Source organism: Pantoea sp. GCM10028869 (assembly GCF_042666835.1).
Lineage (GTDB): Bacteria > Pseudomonadota > Gammaproteobacteria > Enterobacterales > Enterobacteriaceae > Pantoea > Pantoea leporis.
This window is the reverse complement of the sequence record NZ_JBHTGO010000003.1, coordinates 42,496-60,256: the sequence shown is the minus strand read 5'-3', so window position 1 is coordinate 60,256 and position 17,761 is coordinate 42,496. Positions and strand designations below refer to the sequence as shown.

The following is a 17,761-nucleotide window of genomic DNA, read 5'->3' as shown; positions in this document are numbered from 1 at the left end:
AATCAGGCGAAAAAATTAAACAGATGCCCTGGCATCCAGATATTGCTGCTGTTTCATGTGACGGATCATCACGCGCCCTTCCGGCATAAATTCGGTGCCGAAGCGCACTAATCCGATCTCATTTAGCTCAGCATCAATCGCATAACGCAGTTCGCCGGGTATGCTCTGTTCCAGTAACACCACGTCAATGCGCTTCAGGCGCGGCTCGTATTTCAGCAGCACCTCAGAGAGCGTATACAGCAGCTGATGCGCGGTGCCGGGCATGCCCTGCAGGATGCGCGTCATATCGGGCAGGCCATAATCGGGGATATGCGACAGCGATCCGGCGCGAGTATTGAGGATGCGCTGCATGTTATCGAGCACGGAGAGGATCACCTGATCCTGTTCCTTCACACGGTCCAGCTCCAGCCCACCCGCGAAGCTGCCTTTTAGCAGCTCATACAGCGAAGGTTGATGATTGCCGCCACTCATGGTTTTGCCTCGGTGATCAGGCGCAGGCTGTTGCTGCTTAATTCAATCACGCGCGCTTTATCCGGGTCTAAATCGTTGCGCTCCAGCACCAGCCGCCAGCTGTTTTTCGCCATATCCGGCTGCTGGAACAACGCGACTACCGCGACAAATTTAGCTTCTTTTTCCATCGGCATATTCAGCGAAACGTCGCCGCCCGGCGTCAGCACCACATCGCGGTCGGCGAGGAGTTCGGCTTTGAGCACGTCCGCCGCATCGCCGGTCAGTTGCTGATATACCGCGCCTTCAAAAGCTTTGCGCTCGCTGAGCTGGAACACGCGCACCATCACCGGCTGCGACAGCGGATTATGCTCGCGGCTGTCGCTGTTGAGGCTTTCACGCGCGCTGAAATCCAGATGCAGGGTTTTAATCTGCTTGTAGAAAATCGCGTCAAACGCCGCGACGGATCCATCGGTGACTTTCTGCTGCAAACCGCAGCCGCCAAGCAGCAACAGTGCGCTGCACATCATAAATTTAATCAAAGTGGTAACTGACACGTCGCTGCTCCTCGCAGGGTTTGACCGGGCGCATGCCTGCATAGCAGCCCAGTTCAGTGGTAAAGGTTTGGGGGATGTCGCTGCACGCCTCGTCCGCGCCCAGCACACCGGTCATGCCGAGCCAGAACGGCGCATCGCCCAGAACCGGCGGCGCCAGCAGTTGGGTATCAAGACACAATCGAATACGCGCGCGATAGCGCCAGCCGAGATACACCCGCAGCATCACCAGAAAATCCTGATACAACTGCCCGTCCGGCAGCCAGTGTTCGGCTTCGTTCGGGCAAGCGGTTTGCAGCTCAATCAGCAGCTGGCTGTTGGCATCCATCGCCTCATCGCCGAGCGGTGCGTTGCCGTCCAGTACAAACTCGCATTCCAGCGGATGACTAACCGGCACCGGACGTAGGCAATGTGGCTGCACGGTCACCGAGGTGTTAGGCGCAAGCAAACGCACCAGCGCGCGAATGCCCTCTTCCGTTCTGCCCGGCTGACGCATGACGCCGAGCAGCGCCAGAAAGCGTGAAACCGGCGTGGCGATATGCTTGCCGGTGCCGGGAATGCCCAATCCCACCAGCCCGAGCAGCGACTGCGAAGTGCTGTCGCCACCGCCCGCTTCGAAGGTCGCCGGATACGAGTATTTGCGCCAGATGCGATAAAACTGCGTCAGGATGCGGTGGTTAAAAATATCGAGAAAGCCCTGCAGCGCTTCATGCCCTTCATCGCGCTGGGTAATATCATCTATGTAGCTGCCCGGCAGCGGCGAATCCACGCCGTATAAACCTAAAAAAGTGGTACGCACCACCGGCGGCGCGACGGCATCTGTTTCACTGTACTCAAACGCCTTCAATTCACCCGCCGGAAACCCCATGCCGGGATGCGGCAGTAGCCGCACCGCGTCGTTCTGCGGTTTGCTGGTGCTGCCGAGCGGCGGCTTATCTTTATGCTGATGCTCTATCAGCTGACAGAAACGGTAAAAGTTCAGCCGCGTCAGCTCCTGCTCCAGTCGTGGCGTCAGCCGGAGATGCGGCGATTGTGCTTCTCTTCCCATTCGAGGCGCTCTCCGGTTGGCTGCAGGATTAAAATCAGACGGTTAAACAGGTGAATGTCGGTATACAACGCGAAGAAGCGGCTGAGCATTTCGCCAAACAGGCAGATATCGCCGCTGCCGGCAAAGCCGCTGCTGTCGAGGGTGATTTCAATCTGCACGCCGCGTAGAAGATAACCCTGCTCAAAGCGTTCGGTCTCTTTGTGGCAGACGTGCAGGATGGCGTCCAGACGGCGGCGGTTCATTTCGCTGTGTGTCCAGTCGTACAGCGCCAGCGTGCCGCGCAGCACCTCGGCGTTATCCATCATCCACAGAAAACTCGAGCCGAGATGGCTCAGCACGCGCCAGTGAAAGCGATCACGATTGGGCGGATAGCACGGCAGCGTTGGCGCGCACAGGTTGCGCACCTGCATCGCCACGTCGGTGCTGCTGACGGCGGTATCCAGCAGCGTGCTCTGCAGCGCGCGACGCGGCAGCTGGCCGTTGGTGCCGGTGACGCTCACCGACAGGCTTTCGTTCTCCGGCAGGCTGTGATTATCAAAGGCTTCGCCGCCGAGGATCATCCAGGTTTCATGCAGCCCGGACGGCCCGCGCCGCACGCGCGTGTGATAGTAATGTTCCGGCGCTTCGTGACGCAGCATGCCGCCTTTGTGGCGGAAGCTGCTGAACGGCACGTACGGCAGCCCTTTCGAGGAAATCACCGAATCCACCGAGTAGATTTCGGTATGGCCGTCCTGCACGCGCATCGGGCGCAGCATATATTCGGTCTGCAATCCGTTGATCATCAGCGGATCGGATTCCATCGCAAACAGGTTAATCACCGGCACGGCGTTAAGGCGCAGATGTTTTTCACTGAACTGAAAATCGTGCTCCCAGCGCTCGGCCAGCACTACGTCGATTTCAAACCATGGCAGCGACGCGGGCAGTGCAATCTGTTCCAGCCCGCGCAGATTCACCGCCATAAACTTCTCGCGGAAGGTGAAGTATTCCAGCAGCAGCTGATAGCCGCTGAAGCTGCCCTCATCGCCCGGCCACAGACGATCTTCCTCGCTGAAGCCCTGTGCGCTGAAGTGCCCGTCAAAGCGGCGGCTGTCGGTTTCACCCGGCAAACGCAGTGCGATGCTGGCGACGTTAAGCGTCAATGCTTCATGCAGCGCACAGGCCAGCGGCGCATCAGCGTTGAGATAGAGCGGAATGCGGCTGACGTCGATACGGCTCCAGTCGGCCAGCGCGCCGCCGTTGAAACGCAGGCGAACAACTGAGCGTCCGGCGGCATCGGTGGTTAATTTTGCCGACTCCAGCGCCAGCGGCAGCACCTGCACGTCGCGCGTGGTGGTGTAGCGACAGCGCGTGCCTTTTTCCCCTACCGGACGTGAGATTACTTCAAAGCCGCGTGCCAGCCGCATTGGCTCTTTCATCTCACGCCAGTCGGGCGTGAACTCCACCACCGACATCGACGGAATGGTGCGCAGATAGTGTGGCCACAGCAGGCTGACCAGCCCTTCGGTGAGTTCCGGCAGGTCATCATCAAGTTTTTCGCGCAGTCGCCCGACCATAAAGGCAAAGCCTTCGAACAATCGTTCAACGTAGGGATCGCGGGCGCCGGCTTTGTCGAGATTGAGCATCGCTGCCTGTTCAGGATGGGCGCGGGCGAACTCTTCGCCCGCTTCCTGCAGGTAGCGCATTTCAGCATCGTAATAACGCAGGGTTAAATCGTCCATAATTATCTTAATTAAGTATCAAACAATGTATTTAATTCCCTATAAGCGGGAAATTAATTATAGGCATTAACTAAAGACACACGATAGTGAGCATTGAAGTTAATCTCAATTTTTCTGATATTTATACCTGAATGACTTCATTTTTTTATAACAAAAACCATCGTTTTTTTCATCAAATGAATCATTATTGTAACCTTCATTAACTACAACCGATATGGAGCAGGCCCCCTCTTCGTCTGATAGAAGAAAATTCCATCCGCCACCACCTGAAGCCGCATGTTCATATCGGGCACCTATGTTCCAACCAAGGTCAATTACTGAATCATCTTTCATTAATGAACTAAACGAAGGGGAGATCTTCATTACCTCTCCAGGCATAATAACATCAGGCCTGGCCTTAATAATTCCATCTATTTTAGCGGGATCTGGTTCAACTCCATATCGGCTTTCACCAGAAAGAACATAAATTGGCTTTACAGTATTATTTTTAACGATTACATTAGGCTTTGCACTCATCATGTAAATAAATAATAAAATGGTTAACACAAAAACAATTGATATGGTCTTCTTCATTTCGGCTCATTTATATGTTCAGGATTTTTACTATTCCAGCACCAGTGCTTCTGCTTTGAAACTTTAATTAATTTACTGGGAGCGTTGTGTAAAGCATCAAGTATATATTCGGCCGTGAGATTTTTCGCATAGTTTGCCGCAAAGAACCCGATCTTTTTCACGCGCAGCCGCCTTGCCAAATATTGTATGGTCAGTTGCGCACTCAATGATTCGTCCGCCGCAGGTGGTTTTATCCCCCTTGTTTTTTCTTTCATTTTAATAACTCTCTGGGATAATATCATTAATTGCATATCTTAAATAAATTCGAATTTTATGCTCGATAACCAACTTACTTTTTCAACCAGTAATTCACTTTTAACTCTCATACACCCAATAGTTGGAATTAGTCGATAGTAACTAAAAGATGTATGTTGATATTTCTACTTAATACAATTCGAGAGTGATCTTACATATTCAGTAGCCATACCAATAGTCCACCCTCTGGGATTCCCTGAGCAAATAAAATAGCCTTGACTTATGAGGTGATTCTTATAGAAAACAATAAATACAACAGCAAAAAAAACATAACCAACCAATAAATATATAAATAGTTTATTAATTACCTTGCATTTTTTATAGCTAATCTCTCCCCATAACGAATAACCATAAACCAATAAATGCAAGGGAAGAATAAAAATATTGGTATCAGCGGCAATGATAACGCATAGGGAGAGAAGACAATACGTACTGCAAATGAAAAATAGTTATTAAATGATACTAAAGCCCCCCAGCAAGAACCGAAAGACAATATTAACCAGAAGATTACTGAGACTAAAAATTTATACTTTGCATTTATCATATCAGACATCATTAACAATCATTTATTTTTATTGCACAAGTCTTTATTAATTACATATTTCGTGGCCATTCCTGGCATCCATCCTGTTGGTATGCCGGTGCAACTATAATAACCCTTATCATTTACTTTGCTAACAAAGAAAACTTTAAAAGAAAAGCCATAAATAATTGATATAAAAACTCCAGAAAGAATTATTATCTTTGCAGCCCTTTGATATTTATCATTCATCCGCTGCCCTTTTAAAAAGCAATAAATACCTGACAAGCAAAATGGCAACATTATAAATGCGGATAAAGTTAGAGAAATAATCCCCGTCGAGTATGTCATTACATCAGGGAATGCCAAATATTCTTTTGTTGAAATATAACCGATATAAGAGGCCAACAACGATAAAATCCACAAAATTACGCTCCATGTCAGAAGCATCACGCGTACAGCCAATGAGAAACTATACACCGAGAATTAATCCTTTCTCATGTAACAAAGTTCTTTAGATTTTACGTACTTTGTTGCAGTCCCTGGCATCCATCCTGAAGGAATTCCTTTGCAGATTAGATATCCTTTTTCTTTCATCTCTATTTTATAAAAAAATATAAATATAATGCTTGCAGAAACCAAAATTATGCAAAGCCATTTAAAACATCCCATGTAACCTTCAATGATTTTAAAAGCTTTACTCTCTCCTTTCAAAAGAAACAACGAAAAATAACTTATAGGGAAAATCATTACGAATGGGAGAATAACAAGTGAAACTGATAACCAAGAGAATACAATAACATCCGCAAATGCAAAATATTCAATAAAAATTACACATACCAAGTAAACGCATGCAAAACTCATTACAAGATCGACTATAATAGCGCTGAGCGGCCTTATCTTCTCTTTCACTTTAGAACCAAATGCTTCTTTTATGAGACGCCCATACATTTTTAAACATTAATTTTCAACAAGAATTTATTTGACGATATTATTTTGTAAAATCAAGATACATCATTTCCCTCATTACTCAACTTGCAAATACTTTCATCAAGCGTATATCTCTCAGCAGTTCCGGGCATCCATCCGCTGGGGATCCCAACACATTTTTTATAGCCTTTATCTTCAAGCTCAGATTTATACCATGCAGAAAAAATAAATGCGCCAACCAAAGCAAAAACGAATGTAATAACAATCACTCTCCCTAGATATTTCATAGCAATGTCTGGCATGCCGACACCGTAGATAGCAACATAACCAGGAGCTAGAGAAACACTTATTAAAGTAATAGAAAACAGAAAAGAAAAACATCCAATCCAAGAATAAACCACTGTCGGTGGAAGTATTAAATAATTAGTGACAGATTGAAATGAAAAGTAGAAATCTGCAATAGCCATTATGAAAAAAAATAAAAATGCACACATAGCCTTTAGCCTTACAGCATCCATCGACGTTCTAACCTTAAAATATTATTACAAATTAATGACATTTCCTCAGGAAGGGGTAAAGAAAATTTAAATTCAACCTGCTTTTTTATAACAGAACACCTCATATTTAGCATACTTCGTTCCTGTACCAGGCATCCAGCCGGATGATGAATTAATACATTCTGAATAACCTTTTTCACTTAATGAATTCTTATACCACGATGAGAAAGTAATCATTAAAAAAACGGTTATACTCAAAAAAACCATCATGATAGTAAATAGCTTCTTAGCATAATAAACACTCACCTGTTTTCCAAAGAAAACAACAGGAATCAACATCATCAACAATGGTGAAAAGAAGAATACAAAACAAATTGCAAATACTGTCCAGATTGAAAATGTAAGAGGATCCGGATATGTTAAATACATTTTAAACTGACTCAAGCCTATGAAGGACAACCCTATGGACATTAATAAAAAAAACAAAAAACCTACAAAAGCAAAAGCTCGCTGCTGCAATGAAAACATAATTAATACTCCACTGGTATAATGTCTCTTAAAGATTGCCTCAAATACTTTTTAGTTTCATGAATTAAAAATTCTCTTCCGCGCTGTAACATCCCATCTAAATACATCGCTCCTAAATCTAAAACACCTTCTTCTAACTCACGTGCTTTTTCAACAAACTCTTGTTGAGCACTTTCAATTAGCTCAACAACTTTATCTGTGATTTTATAGTGTTCGTCCAGCACATTAAGTGAATAGCTAACACCAAGCCCTACAAGTACTATTACCACAAGTGGACCAATAACAACTGGTGTCATTGTCATTAAGGATCCAGCCCCCCAGCTAACTGCTGATGTTATGCCTATTTTTACCACATCAGTCGCTAGAGGTCCTATAAATTCACCGAGACTAGTACTGTCGTTCATTACAAAATCAATAGTTCGATATGCCAGAGCAAAGTAAAAGGTTATTACAGTCCCTTTAACTATAGAGTTTCTTACGCCAAATTTTCCAATACCCAAACTAACTACTTTAGGATTTTTTAGAGCATAGACAGGTGCATTTAGAATCTTCCTAATGCCTGCGTAACCTGTTAGCTTAATCAACTCCGTTCCATTCTTATTAACATAAACACTTGAGCTAATTTTATAAAGTTTCAAGTCAACAATCAGCATAGTTGTGGTTATTGCATCTTTAATCCCCAGCCCATAATTGACAACAATTTGACCAGGTTTGGTTTGAGTAATTTCGACCCACCCAGTCTTATATGTCCCCCAAGAAGAAAGAACTTCGTAAACCTCATCAAGAGTCAATAGCATTACATCCTTACTACTACTCTTGAGCATGTTTCTGAGCTGAACATTAGGTACTTGTTGAGTATTTATTAATGCTGGATAATCAGGCACAAATCCAGAAGGTGCTTTTTCACCCGTTAAATAAGCCGGCAATGGTCGCGCTACAGGATTTGAAGCAGATGATTCACTGGTCGTTGCAGAGCCGCCACTCGCCTTCTCATAAGTATCCTGAAGCATCGATGGAATAAACTTCGCCTTACAAGGGCAAGTGCTTTCGCTGTCCAAAGTACCGGCCATACGGCGGCCATGAATGGTGTCATTAACGATTCCACCGGCAATAAGAAAGGTGCCGGGATGTTTGCCGCAAAGAACCCGATCTTTTTCACGCGCAGCCGCCTTGCCAAATATTGTATGGTCAGTTGCGCCCTCAATGATTCGTCCGCCGCAGGTGGTTTTATCCCCCTGAACTAAATAAAAACCTTTTGCCATGTTTCACTCCCTGAATAGTTGTTGTGGCTTAACCGCACAACACGGCGGCACGGGCAGGATCGATAGTGATCAATCCCGAGAGCAGCGCGTCCATTTCTGGTTGCAGCCGAACTCTGTCGCTCTCGCCCCGGGCGGCTTTCACTCGCAGCAGTTTGAGCCTGCGCGCACGCACTTCGAACATTAAGTCAGGTGACCACTGCGGTAATATTAATCCTTCAGCCTGCGCATTTAATTCACCCAGCAAATGCAGCGCCATATCGTTGCGGCCAAACTGTTCGCATACCCGAGCCATTAACAGGCGCAACAACCATTGATCGCGCACGCTACTGACACCCGGCCGCAATTGCAGCCAATACAACGCCGCATCCACACCTTCCGCATCCGCTTTTTCCAGTGCTTCAGCTTCCAGTGACAGCACATCGCTTTCCGGCTGACTGCCGTTAACCATCGTTTCTGGCTCATGATAAGCTCCGCCGCCAGTGACACGCTGAGCGATCCAGTTGAGTGTGACGTCATCAGCAAACGGTGTGCCGTCGGCGAAGGTCAGCGTTTCCAGCCCTGGTAAACGCAGCAGCAGCGCGTTGAGATCCTGTTCGATAATGGTCGCCAGACTGCTTTCTTTATTACTGCGGGTCAGTGCTTCCCACGCATACCATTGCAAATCGAGCCACAGATGATTAGTTGCCTGGCTGAACAGCGAGTCCGTCAGCTCAATCAGTTCAAGCCAGCTTTGTTGCAGATAAAGACGTTTTAAATGTGCGCGATGCTCGGGTTTTGGTGTCAGCAGGCGGGTATTGCCGCCAGCACCTAATGCAGGAAGCTGCGTCATAGTGTCCCAGCGCACACTCTTCATCAGATGATGCGCGGCTAACCATCCGTCCGGTTGCTCGCGCAGATAAGTCGCTAATACTTTGGCCTGCGCTTTGAGATTTTCACCTGAATTAACTGGCTTGAGTGATGACGCATCAATATCGCGTCCGGCATTAAATTCCTCAGCACTATGCTGTGGAACCATCGCGTCAGCGCCACCATTTTGGGCCAGCCTGACCTCCAGCGCGTTAATCAGAGGCTGAATTGTCGCACGCTCGTCCTCCTGCAATGCTTCGCTTACCAGCAGCAAGCCACCGCAAATACGTCGGGTACACTCTAAATCGGCTTCCGGCCACAGCGATAAACTGTCCAGCACACGCGCACTGCCCAACCAGGCGAGTGCGGCTTGTCTGCTGCGCGGACGCTGCGGATGGAGTTCAGTGCCGTAGTGCTGCAACGCCGCCGCCAGTAATTCAACGCCTTCAGCCAATCCGGTTTCGCCTTCCTGATGCAGCCGCGCCCAGAGATAAAAGGTAATGATGCGAATATCTTTGCTGATGGAATTAAGCAGCGGCTCCGTCAGTGAAGTGATTAACGCAGTATCAATGCCGGAGAGTTTGTTGACCTCTTCACGGATCAACAAAAACTGGTCATCATAGGAGGGATCTGCACCGCAAGGCGTTTCTGCTGCGATAGGTTGTAACCAGTTTGACCAGTGATTCAGGCGTTGCTGAGCATCAGCCCGTAGCGTAGAAACTTCGGCTCCACACGCGCCGATTAATACATTAATGTCCGCCATTATTCCGTTCCATCCATGTCTGTGGGTATTTCATCCATTGCCGCTTCGCGCGGTGCCATCGATTGCGAGGCGGAAACCGCATCAACACTGAAGATCTCGTCCGGCAGCGTAAATCCACGCAGCCGCAGCAGCGCCAGCGGGCCGTCGCTCATCTGCGTGCGCAGCACCCATTGCAGGTTGCGTTTATCCGGAGTGGCAAAGTTCAGCATCCACTGGCTGCGATCCAGCCGCTGACGCTTACCTTGCTCTAACCAGCGTATAAAGCCCCAGGTTCCGCTGTAATCACCGTAAATCTGCCCTCCGTTACCCACACCTGTCCAGGTGAGCAGCGTGCCGGGTTTTAAGTTCTCGCCTGGCCAGCGCATCGCCTGCCATTCCGCCATCTGATTGAAATAGCTCAGCGTCTGCCCGTCGATTTTCAACTCGGTTTTCACCACATCAGGTGTCGGACGTCCCTGCAATTCAAAACTGATGCCCTGCGTGCCGTCGGTGAACAGGATATCCGCCAGTTCACGCAGTTGATTCACCGCTTTAAGGAAGGCCGGGTTAAAGGTTAATCCCTGACTGTGCGCACTGTCCGGCACCCAGCGGCTGCCCTCTTTCTGCAGCACACCACCGAGGCGACCGCTAAGGAAACTGTCGATGCGTCCAGCATCTTTTCGAATGAACTCGGCCAACATGGGTAGTGATGCATCACTGTTGCTGGCTGCAAACGGATAGCGTCCGTCAAATGCGGTGCGCCAGTTTTCGACGATCGAGCGTTTCCATTGTGCATTGAGGCTGACAGCAGAAGGCTCCAAAATGGTTTCCCACGCTTGGTTCAGCGGCTGGACAAAAAATGTCTGACCAAATCCACTCCACTCTTCACCAAGGCTCGCTGCCATTAGGCTGCCGTACTGCTGCGTATCCGTGAGATCGACGCTTTTGCCCTGAAACACCGTTTGCGCCAGCGTTTGAAGCATCTCCTGCGGATCTGGCGCAGCCGCAACCTGTTGTAAACGCAGGCGCACGCGGGTAATTCGCGTCAGGAAAGTTTGCAGGCTCAGCGTGCTGTCAGCGGCCATCAGCTGTGCGCCGCTGCTTTTGCCCATCAACGCCAACAGTGGGCCGAAAGTGGCATCCAGCGGGCCTTCAGGTCCTGTGACCTGCTGATCAATCGCCGGTTTCTCTTTCTGGCTGATGAGATCTTTGGCCGAGTTAATCAGCGTATCCGACAGCGCGGCGCGCTTCTGTCCGGTCTGTCCCTGCCAAGCCACCGTGTTCATCAGTGCAATCAGCGGTGACTGACGCACATCGCTGAGCAGCGTCAGTTGATCGGTAACGTCTGCAATATTGTTCGCCGCATTGAGGCGCAGGCTATTGAAAAAATTCAGCCAGCTGGCAGCGAAATCGGTGAAGTAGCGTTGCGTCAGACGCGCCTGCAGTGCTTCCGGGGAAACATCCTGTGAAACCGCACTGCGGCTGTCACTCAGCACCCAGTCAATCTGATCACGCCGCGCACTCGCCGCCTTCTCAATTTCCTGACGTACGCCGCCTTCCCACGCCTGGCGGGTGAACATGCCCGGCACCGTTTCATCGCTGGTAAACAGGCGACGCGGATCGGTGCCGGGTGCCATATCTTCCAGTGAAACATCAGCATAGTTGCGGCGCACGGCCTGCAGCACGTTCTGATACAGCGTGCTTTCGGCGTTGCGTTGACCAATCTGCTGTAGCAACACCTGACGAACCTGCGCCAGTAAAGCCACATCGGGCTTGATACCCCACGTTGGTTGCTGAGGAAGATTCGCGGCGTAAAAGAACCACAAATCCGGCGACAGACTCTGCCACAACGCCGTAGAAACACCGTTACGCTCCGGCTGCACGGCCTTCATGGTCTGCACAAAGAAATCGGGCTCAGAACGGTTCGGGCGCGACATCATCAGCCAGGCCTTGAGCTGGTCATAACCTGGTTGTGCCAGCGTGGCGCGCAGCGGGCTGGCGGGCGGTAGATCGGCCAGCCGCGTTAGCTTCGTTTCCAGTGCCGCGTGTGCCGGATCGCGAATTAAGCGGTTGCCTGCCACGGCATACCACGGTAGCAACGCGGCATGCAGTTCCTGCGTGTGGTTCAGCCCAAATCGCTGATACCACGGCGAGCGGTGCGCCAGCCAATATTGCTGCAGGCCAAGATCGTTGCGCAGGCCGTGCAGGGCAATCAGTTGCTGATCATTAACGGCGGGATTCGTCACTAGCGTCAGTGCTTTTTCCGCAGCACTGACAATCTGATAACGGTTGATGCCAAACGATACCATCATGCCTGTGCCCCACAGCAGCATTACCCCCATCAGCGTCCACGCCAGCGTCTGTTCCCAGGGCAAACCGGTGCGCCTGCCACGCATTTTGTCCTGGCTGATGCCCTGCCACAATGCGCTATCGTTTAGCGTATGTGGATGCACGCTCGCTGAAGCATGCGCTCGCTCCGGCAGACTGAATACAAGCCCGCGCAACGGCATTTTGCGCTGAGATGCAAACCACGGCGCCAGACGCTGCTGCCATTGCTGGTTTTGATCGGCGAGTTGCTGAGACAGGCGCAGCAACCAGTCATGGTTGCGCTGCTGCGAAATCTGCGTCATGCCCTGCTCGCGCAGCAGCGGGATGAGGTTTTCTATCTGCGTGCGTACGTCTTCGGGAACTGCGCTGGCGCTGAAAGTCAGCCCCGGCGCGTTTTGTTCACGTCCGTCCTGCGACCACGCGCATTCACCAAGCTGCCACAGCCAGATGGGCGCCTGCCAGCGCAATGCAGCACTGATTTTTTCTAGCGAAAGGCGATATACATCACTCTGCTTTGGCGATAGCGTTTCATCCGATTCCAGCACATGAACAATGCCATCAAGTGGGCGGCTGCGGCGCAATTTGCGTAATGCTGCGAGTATTTCGGCATCTGGCTCGCTGCTCAGGCTGCCACCGTAAATCAGCACGGTTCGATTACCTTCCAGCCATTGCTGGCTCTGTAAGCCGGGAACCAGCGCCTCAACGGCCGCCTCTTCACCGGTCACCAGTAGCACCCGAACCTTGCCGCGCCAGAAAAACTGATAGCGGCTGCGCAGATGCTGTTTAAGCTTCCTCAGCATGGCATGCGTAGGAGACGTCGAGGTCGCATCTTTCTTCGGTAAGGGAACATCATCACCGTTGACGCTCTTCAACTGTGCATCAAAGGCTGATTTTCCGACCTGACGCATCAGCAGGGTACCAACGACAGCGATCAGGAAAAAAATTACGGCGAGAGTCAGCGAAGCCGCCATCCAGCGCTGCTGAACTGTGCTTTCGTTCACAAGGCTGACGCTTTCCGGATGTTGCCAACACACAAACCACGCCAGCAAAGCCAGTGTAGAGAGCAACAGCATGATCAGCCCGAACCAGAGCTCGGCTGATTTTGGCATTAATTTTAATAAGAATCGTTTCAAGTATCCCTCTCGTGCGGTGGCGTAACGGGCGAAACCGCCATGCTCCACATGTCATCCGTTGAAGTGTCCCCGGTAATAATCATCTGGGGACGATGGGTCAGTGATGCGGCCTGGAATGCAGCCGCTATCGCCAGCCAGGGCGCAGCGGCTCCAGCATGGCCGATTGAAATATCCGGGGTAATTACGTTTTCCGTTTCCACGGCTTCAACCGGAAACGCTTTTAAAACGCTGAAGGTGGAAAGATATTGCTCATTCGTCACCCCGACGATCCAAAGATGCTGCACCACATCACTTTCCAGCGGGACATTGTCTGCCGCCTGTTTCAGACACGCGGCAAGATCATTGTCCATATCTCGGTCGGGGCGGTGCAGTAGCGCCGCCGGATGCAGCGTGTGTTGCGTCATTCGGTTGCCGAACAGCAGTGCCACGCCAGCTTCCGCGCTGTCTTTTACCACTGGTGGATCAATCTTTAGGGCGATAACCAAGAGTAACGCGTCGTCGGTAAATCGTTCATTCAACCACTGGTTAATCACTGCAACACCCTCTCCGGCAATAAATTCAACTAGGTGAGTTAATTCGGCTTCGTTAAAGGCATGAGTGATTTCGTGTTTTACTTCTCGGATGCTGACAGAAGATGAAATATTCAGCGCTATTTTTATTGTCTTCTTGGTATCCAGCTTTTCAAGTTGCGGAATAATGGAAGACATCAGGTGATTAATGGTGTGGCACATTACTCCATACGGCTTATCAGATGCCTGTGAAGTAATCTGACTGTGGTTCACACCGCCGGTTCCTTTTCTGTCATCCTGTGCTCGTCTGGCTCCGGTATTTGCCATGATCGCTTCCAGCGGCGTGGGATGATAAATATCAGGTGAATGACAGGTCAGATATTCCGCCGCCAGAATTTGCAGCGCCCGACGACTCTTTTGGGTCTCATAAAGCAGCCACCGCTCGCGCTGGTTATCCTTACCATTAGCAATAATATTCCCTGCCAGCCAGACAAGCAGATAGCTGCCAAATATTATTATCCAAAGCGCTATGCCACCGCCGATAGCCAGCCACCACAATATGTGACTCTCGATGGATTGCCCCAATAATCGGGTAGTTACTGTGCTCAAGACCATTAGAATAGCCAGCAGGGCCAGCCAGCGCGCGAATTTTATGGATTGAGGCCGAGGTGATATGGGTGGCAGTTTTTTTAATGAGTATTTTTTATTTTGCATATGAACGCTCGGCCAGCTGGTTCTCTGTAATCACTAGTAACGTCGAATTGAAAAAGATGGCCATTTATTAAGCATATAATTCAGGAGTGGTTTGTTATTTTTGAGTTTATAGTCAGGTTTTGGAGGATCTTCACCTCCGTAAGTATTCTCATCTGGTGTAATTATTTTTTCCTCACCTCGTAATGCGTACTTCTTTCCATCCTCATAAGCCAAATATTTAATCTCGCCGGGATCTACTCCACCTACACATAGTAATCGATATGCAAATAATAAATACTTCCCTCCATGTCCCGGCAAATCAATAAACTCAAAGGTCTCGGGATAAATGGTGATATCGTAGTCAAGCTGACAGGCTTCTACCGCATCGCGTGCTTTCCAGCTTTGCACATCATTTATGATCCCTTCACCAGAAAGATAAATGGAACCAATATCCTCTCCTTTTGGACCATTTCTGACATTAAGATTTACCACGTTGTTGCCATTGCTGTCAGTCCAGGCGACTTTGAAAGTGCTTTCCTCTGCAGCAGAGTTAAACGCAGGTAATATTAACAAGATTACAGCTGCAATTATTTCATTAACACCTCATAAACTTACTTAATAAAAGCACTTCGTTAATAATCCTCTATGCATTATCCATTAATTAATCTATGAAAAGATATTATTCAGGGTTCAGATGGAAGGATGTTACCTTCGATAGACTTACAAATGGCATTCCCCATATCATCGGATGAAATTATTCTTTCTTTTTTTAATAGTTTTACGAATTTCATTTGGTGATGAAAGATCGAAAGTATAAATTATGACACTCTCATCTTTCAAATCGTAAATCATTGCACCATTGAAACCTGACACTCGGTCATCTTGAAAATTGCTGAGTTTCTTCGCCAATTCTGTCCTGGACATATCAGAACTTATAGCACCATCTATAAGTTTATTATCAATATTTTTTGGAATTGTATTCAAATATACAATATCAATGTAAGGCACATAGTCATCAGGTGTACATGATGGGGTTTTAGGATTATCGACACCATAATAATTTCTAAAGTAACCATCAAACACATACTTTATGTTTTTAGCATTTGTTGTAGGCTGTACAAAAAGTGTAATGCCGCCCGGTGAACCGGCTTAAGGAACCCATGGGATCAGCAGCATTGATAAAAAATTTAATCTCATATTATTTTATACTCACACGAATATAACGTGTTAAAAAATTAATAAAACATGTTCATTAATTTATCTTTATCAAACACTTAAATTTAACGTAGATTCTTACAGTCTGCATACTAACAAATAAACGTCACCAACAATGAGAGCCAGAGTAATATCATTAGAATATTCCAATTTTTTATTGATATCGATTAAAACCCCATGATTTATTCTTTTCGCATGACTCAAATTTTGAGTCTAATGTTGGATCAAAGTCAGAATTAAACTCTTTAAACCTTCCATTCGAAAGATTTACTAAAATGCCTTGATTGCTGCCAATGTAAGCGTAGTCATTTGATTTAAGATAATCTATGTCATAAACACCACTACTAACAGCAATCATGTATTTTTTATAATTTTTATTTAAATCTAACAAGATAAAATCAGTATCTTGTGGGTTAGTTTCGTTAATTTTTTTGGCCTTCCCCATAACATAATTTTTGAACCTTCACAGTTTACGCTGTAGCCATTGATTATAGTGTCAAACTTTATCTTCTTAGAAACCAATTTATTACTAAAAAAGATCGAATCACATTCGATCAACTCAACTTCAAACGCACTTAATTTCAATGGGGTTATAAAAAATGAAATCGCAATAACGTATTTCCGTAATGACAAATCTCTGCCTCCCGCTTCATTTTGATTAACTCACCTTGAAATATATATATCCCTATCAAAGTTAACGTCTGAAGATTTAACCCCACCATTATTTAGCTTAACAGTATTATTTTCATATTTAAAAACAGACGGATCTTCAAATGTCATAATGATTACCCCCCTCTCCCAACTGACTGTCATTAAGTTCGCATTTATCACTGGAGGATAGAATTAACTTGATAATTTAACTCCATTTGTCATGTCTATTAATTTATATTTTGGCAATTAGCTCTCTGATCTACATAAATGCAATCACTGGCATCGTAGGATATAATTATTATATCGATCAATCTTTTATCATTTTACTGATAAGGAAGATCATAATACACAAATGCTTGATTAACATCAGTAGTAGAAATGCTAGCAATTTTTTCGTCATTTATATAAAGCGACACTTCATTTTCAGAATTATTATTCGACGCCAAGTTACCTAAAACTGTTATGCAGCTACCTTTTCCTATTTTGCAGCTAAGTTCCGCATAGGCAGAGTTGTTAAATATCTCAAAAAAAAGCAAAGCAGTAAATAAACGCATCATTATTCCATTTTTGTAACACCCATTCACATTAATCATATTTTTATTGATCTAATCCCAATCTATAACCATGGTATTAAAAGATCATTGACACCTTCCATTAACTCAATTTTACTTTTATCTGTAAATTTTATTGGCTGAGATCCATAAACTGCTGCATAGTTATCTTTCGAGTAAAAGAAAGCATCTTTAATAATAATAACACCTTTACCATCCATATCTTTAAAGATTACATCTGAAATAACAAGCGCTCCGCTAGGCCTAGACTGATAATTTATTTTTACGCTAAAAGTTAAATGAGAGAGATATTTATATTTAGGATTATAAATAACATCTCGAATGGTGTCTTTAAGTTCATCTTCATCATAATGATATTTCCCATCCGTTTTATCCCAAGTTAAATAACTAGCTCCGCCGGTAGCATAAGCTGATGATGTCAGATTGAAATAATCTTTAATACCTTTGTAATAAATTGGGACTGGATTATCACGACAATCTACTTTACGAGATGCCTTTTGAATTTTTGAATAATCAAAAATCCCAGCATGGAAATTTATAGTTCCACAATAGTTTATTTCTTTCGCATATGAAATCGGTGTTAGCCCATAGAGAAAAAGCATTAAAAAATACATTAAGAACTCTCGTAATATAACTTACCACAGGGGATCATCAGATATTAATTGGACGATAAATTATATACGAAAAATAGTCCTTTGAAT

The 17,761-nt window shown here is 46.8% G+C and carries 18 protein-coding genes and 1 pseudogene; all 19 read right to left on the bottom strand.

Translation table 11 applies throughout. The features are described 5' to 3' along the window. Positions 1–15: 15 nt before the first annotated feature. The gene (tssE, locus tag ACFQW4_RS08130; RefSeq protein ID WP_101764085.1) at positions 16–471 is read right to left on the bottom strand and encodes a type VI secretion system baseplate subunit TssE; all 456 of its coding nucleotides are present in this window, start codon (positions 469–471) and stop codon (positions 16–18) included. After that, positions 468–1,004: a type VI secretion system lipoprotein TssJ gene (gene tssJ / locus ACFQW4_RS08125; RefSeq protein WP_350260803.1), complete on the bottom strand. Its 537-nt coding sequence runs from the start codon at positions 1,002–1,004 to the stop codon at positions 468–470. The genes tssE and tssJ overlap by 4 nt, the downstream gene beginning before the upstream one ends. Continuing rightward, on the bottom strand, positions 982–2,049 hold the full coding sequence (tssG, locus tag ACFQW4_RS08120; RefSeq protein ID WP_350260804.1) for a type VI secretion system baseplate subunit TssG: 1,068 nt from the start codon (positions 2,047–2,049) through the stop codon (positions 982–984). The genes tssJ and tssG overlap by 23 nt, the downstream gene beginning before the upstream one ends. Next, positions 2,013–3,767, bottom strand: a complete 1,755-nt coding sequence (gene tssF / locus ACFQW4_RS08115) for a type VI secretion system baseplate subunit TssF (RefSeq protein WP_350260805.1) — start codon at positions 3,765–3,767, stop codon at positions 2,013–2,015. Before tssF ends, tssG begins: the two co-directional genes overlap by 37 nt. 105 nt (positions 3,768–3,872) lie before the next feature. Next, entirely contained in the window at positions 3,873–4,340 is a 468-nt protein-coding gene (locus ACFQW4_RS08110) for a hypothetical protein (protein WP_377724779.1), read from the bottom strand. A 132-nt stretch (positions 4,341–4,472) separates the two neighbouring features. Further along, positions 4,473–4,550: pseudogene (locus tag ACFQW4_RS08105) on the bottom strand (hypothetical protein); the annotation flags it as partial. 646 nt (positions 4,551–5,196) lie between these two features. Continuing rightward, the gene (locus ACFQW4_RS08100; RefSeq protein WP_377724777.1) at positions 5,197–5,580 is read right to left on the bottom strand and encodes a hypothetical protein; all 384 of its coding nucleotides are present in this window, start codon (positions 5,578–5,580) and stop codon (positions 5,197–5,199) included. A 60-nt stretch (positions 5,581–5,640) separates the two neighbouring features. Then, a complete protein-coding gene (locus ACFQW4_RS08095) occupies positions 5,641–6,105 on the bottom strand; it encodes a DUF1240 domain-containing protein (protein ID WP_377724775.1) in 465 nt (154 codons plus the stop codon). A gap of 53 nt (positions 6,106–6,158) precedes the next feature. Beyond that, complete coding sequence (locus ACFQW4_RS08090; RefSeq protein ID WP_377724773.1) at positions 6,159–6,602, bottom strand: hypothetical protein; 444 nt, start codon at positions 6,600–6,602, stop codon at positions 6,159–6,161. 72 nt (positions 6,603–6,674) lie between these two features. Further along, a complete protein-coding gene (locus ACFQW4_RS08085; protein ID WP_377724771.1) occupies positions 6,675–7,109 on the bottom strand; it encodes a hypothetical protein in 435 nt (144 codons plus the stop codon). Positions 7,110–7,111: 2 nt separating this feature from the next. Then, positions 7,112–8,371: a PAAR domain-containing protein gene (locus ACFQW4_RS08080; protein ID WP_377724769.1), complete on the bottom strand. Its 1,260-nt coding sequence runs from the start codon at positions 8,369–8,371 to the stop codon at positions 7,112–7,114. A 28-nt stretch (positions 8,372–8,399) separates the two neighbouring features. Beyond that, positions 8,400–9,980 carry a type VI secretion system protein TssA gene (gene tssA, locus ACFQW4_RS08075; RefSeq protein ID WP_377724767.1) on the bottom strand — a complete coding sequence of 527 codons (1,581 nt, stop codon included), beginning with the start codon at positions 9,978–9,980 and terminating at the stop codon, positions 8,400–8,402. After that, positions 9,980–13,420 (bottom strand): ImcF-related family protein, encoded by a 3,441-nt coding sequence (locus tag ACFQW4_RS08070; protein ID WP_377724765.1) that lies wholly within the window; start codon positions 13,418–13,420, stop codon positions 9,980–9,982. Before ACFQW4_RS08070 ends, tssA begins: the two co-directional genes overlap by 1 nt. Then, positions 13,417–14,643: a hypothetical protein gene (locus tag ACFQW4_RS08065; RefSeq protein ID WP_377724763.1), complete on the bottom strand. Its 1,227-nt coding sequence runs from the start codon at positions 14,641–14,643 to the stop codon at positions 13,417–13,419. Before ACFQW4_RS08065 ends, ACFQW4_RS08070 begins: the two co-directional genes overlap by 4 nt. A gap of 33 nt (positions 14,644–14,676) precedes the next feature. Continuing rightward, on the bottom strand, positions 14,677–15,195 hold the full coding sequence (locus tag ACFQW4_RS08060) for a M949_RS01915 family surface polysaccharide biosynthesis protein (protein ID WP_377724761.1): 519 nt from the start codon (positions 15,193–15,195) through the stop codon (positions 14,677–14,679). Between the two features lie 168 nt (positions 15,196–15,363). Further along, a complete protein-coding gene (locus ACFQW4_RS08055; protein ID WP_350260816.1) occupies positions 15,364–15,705 on the bottom strand; it encodes a hypothetical protein in 342 nt (113 codons plus the stop codon). A gap of 286 nt (positions 15,706–15,991) precedes the next feature. Beyond that, positions 15,992–16,282, bottom strand: a complete 291-nt coding sequence (locus ACFQW4_RS08050) for a hypothetical protein (RefSeq protein ID WP_350260817.1) — start codon at positions 16,280–16,282, stop codon at positions 15,992–15,994. A gap of 529 nt (positions 16,283–16,811) precedes the next feature. After that, positions 16,812–17,045: a hypothetical protein gene (locus ACFQW4_RS08045; protein ID WP_377724759.1), complete on the bottom strand. Its 234-nt coding sequence runs from the start codon at positions 17,043–17,045 to the stop codon at positions 16,812–16,814. A gap of 59 nt (positions 17,046–17,104) precedes the next feature. Then, positions 17,105–17,674: a hypothetical protein gene (locus ACFQW4_RS08040; protein ID WP_350260819.1), complete on the bottom strand. Its 570-nt coding sequence runs from the start codon at positions 17,672–17,674 to the stop codon at positions 17,105–17,107. Positions 17,675–17,761 lie beyond the last annotated feature (87 nt).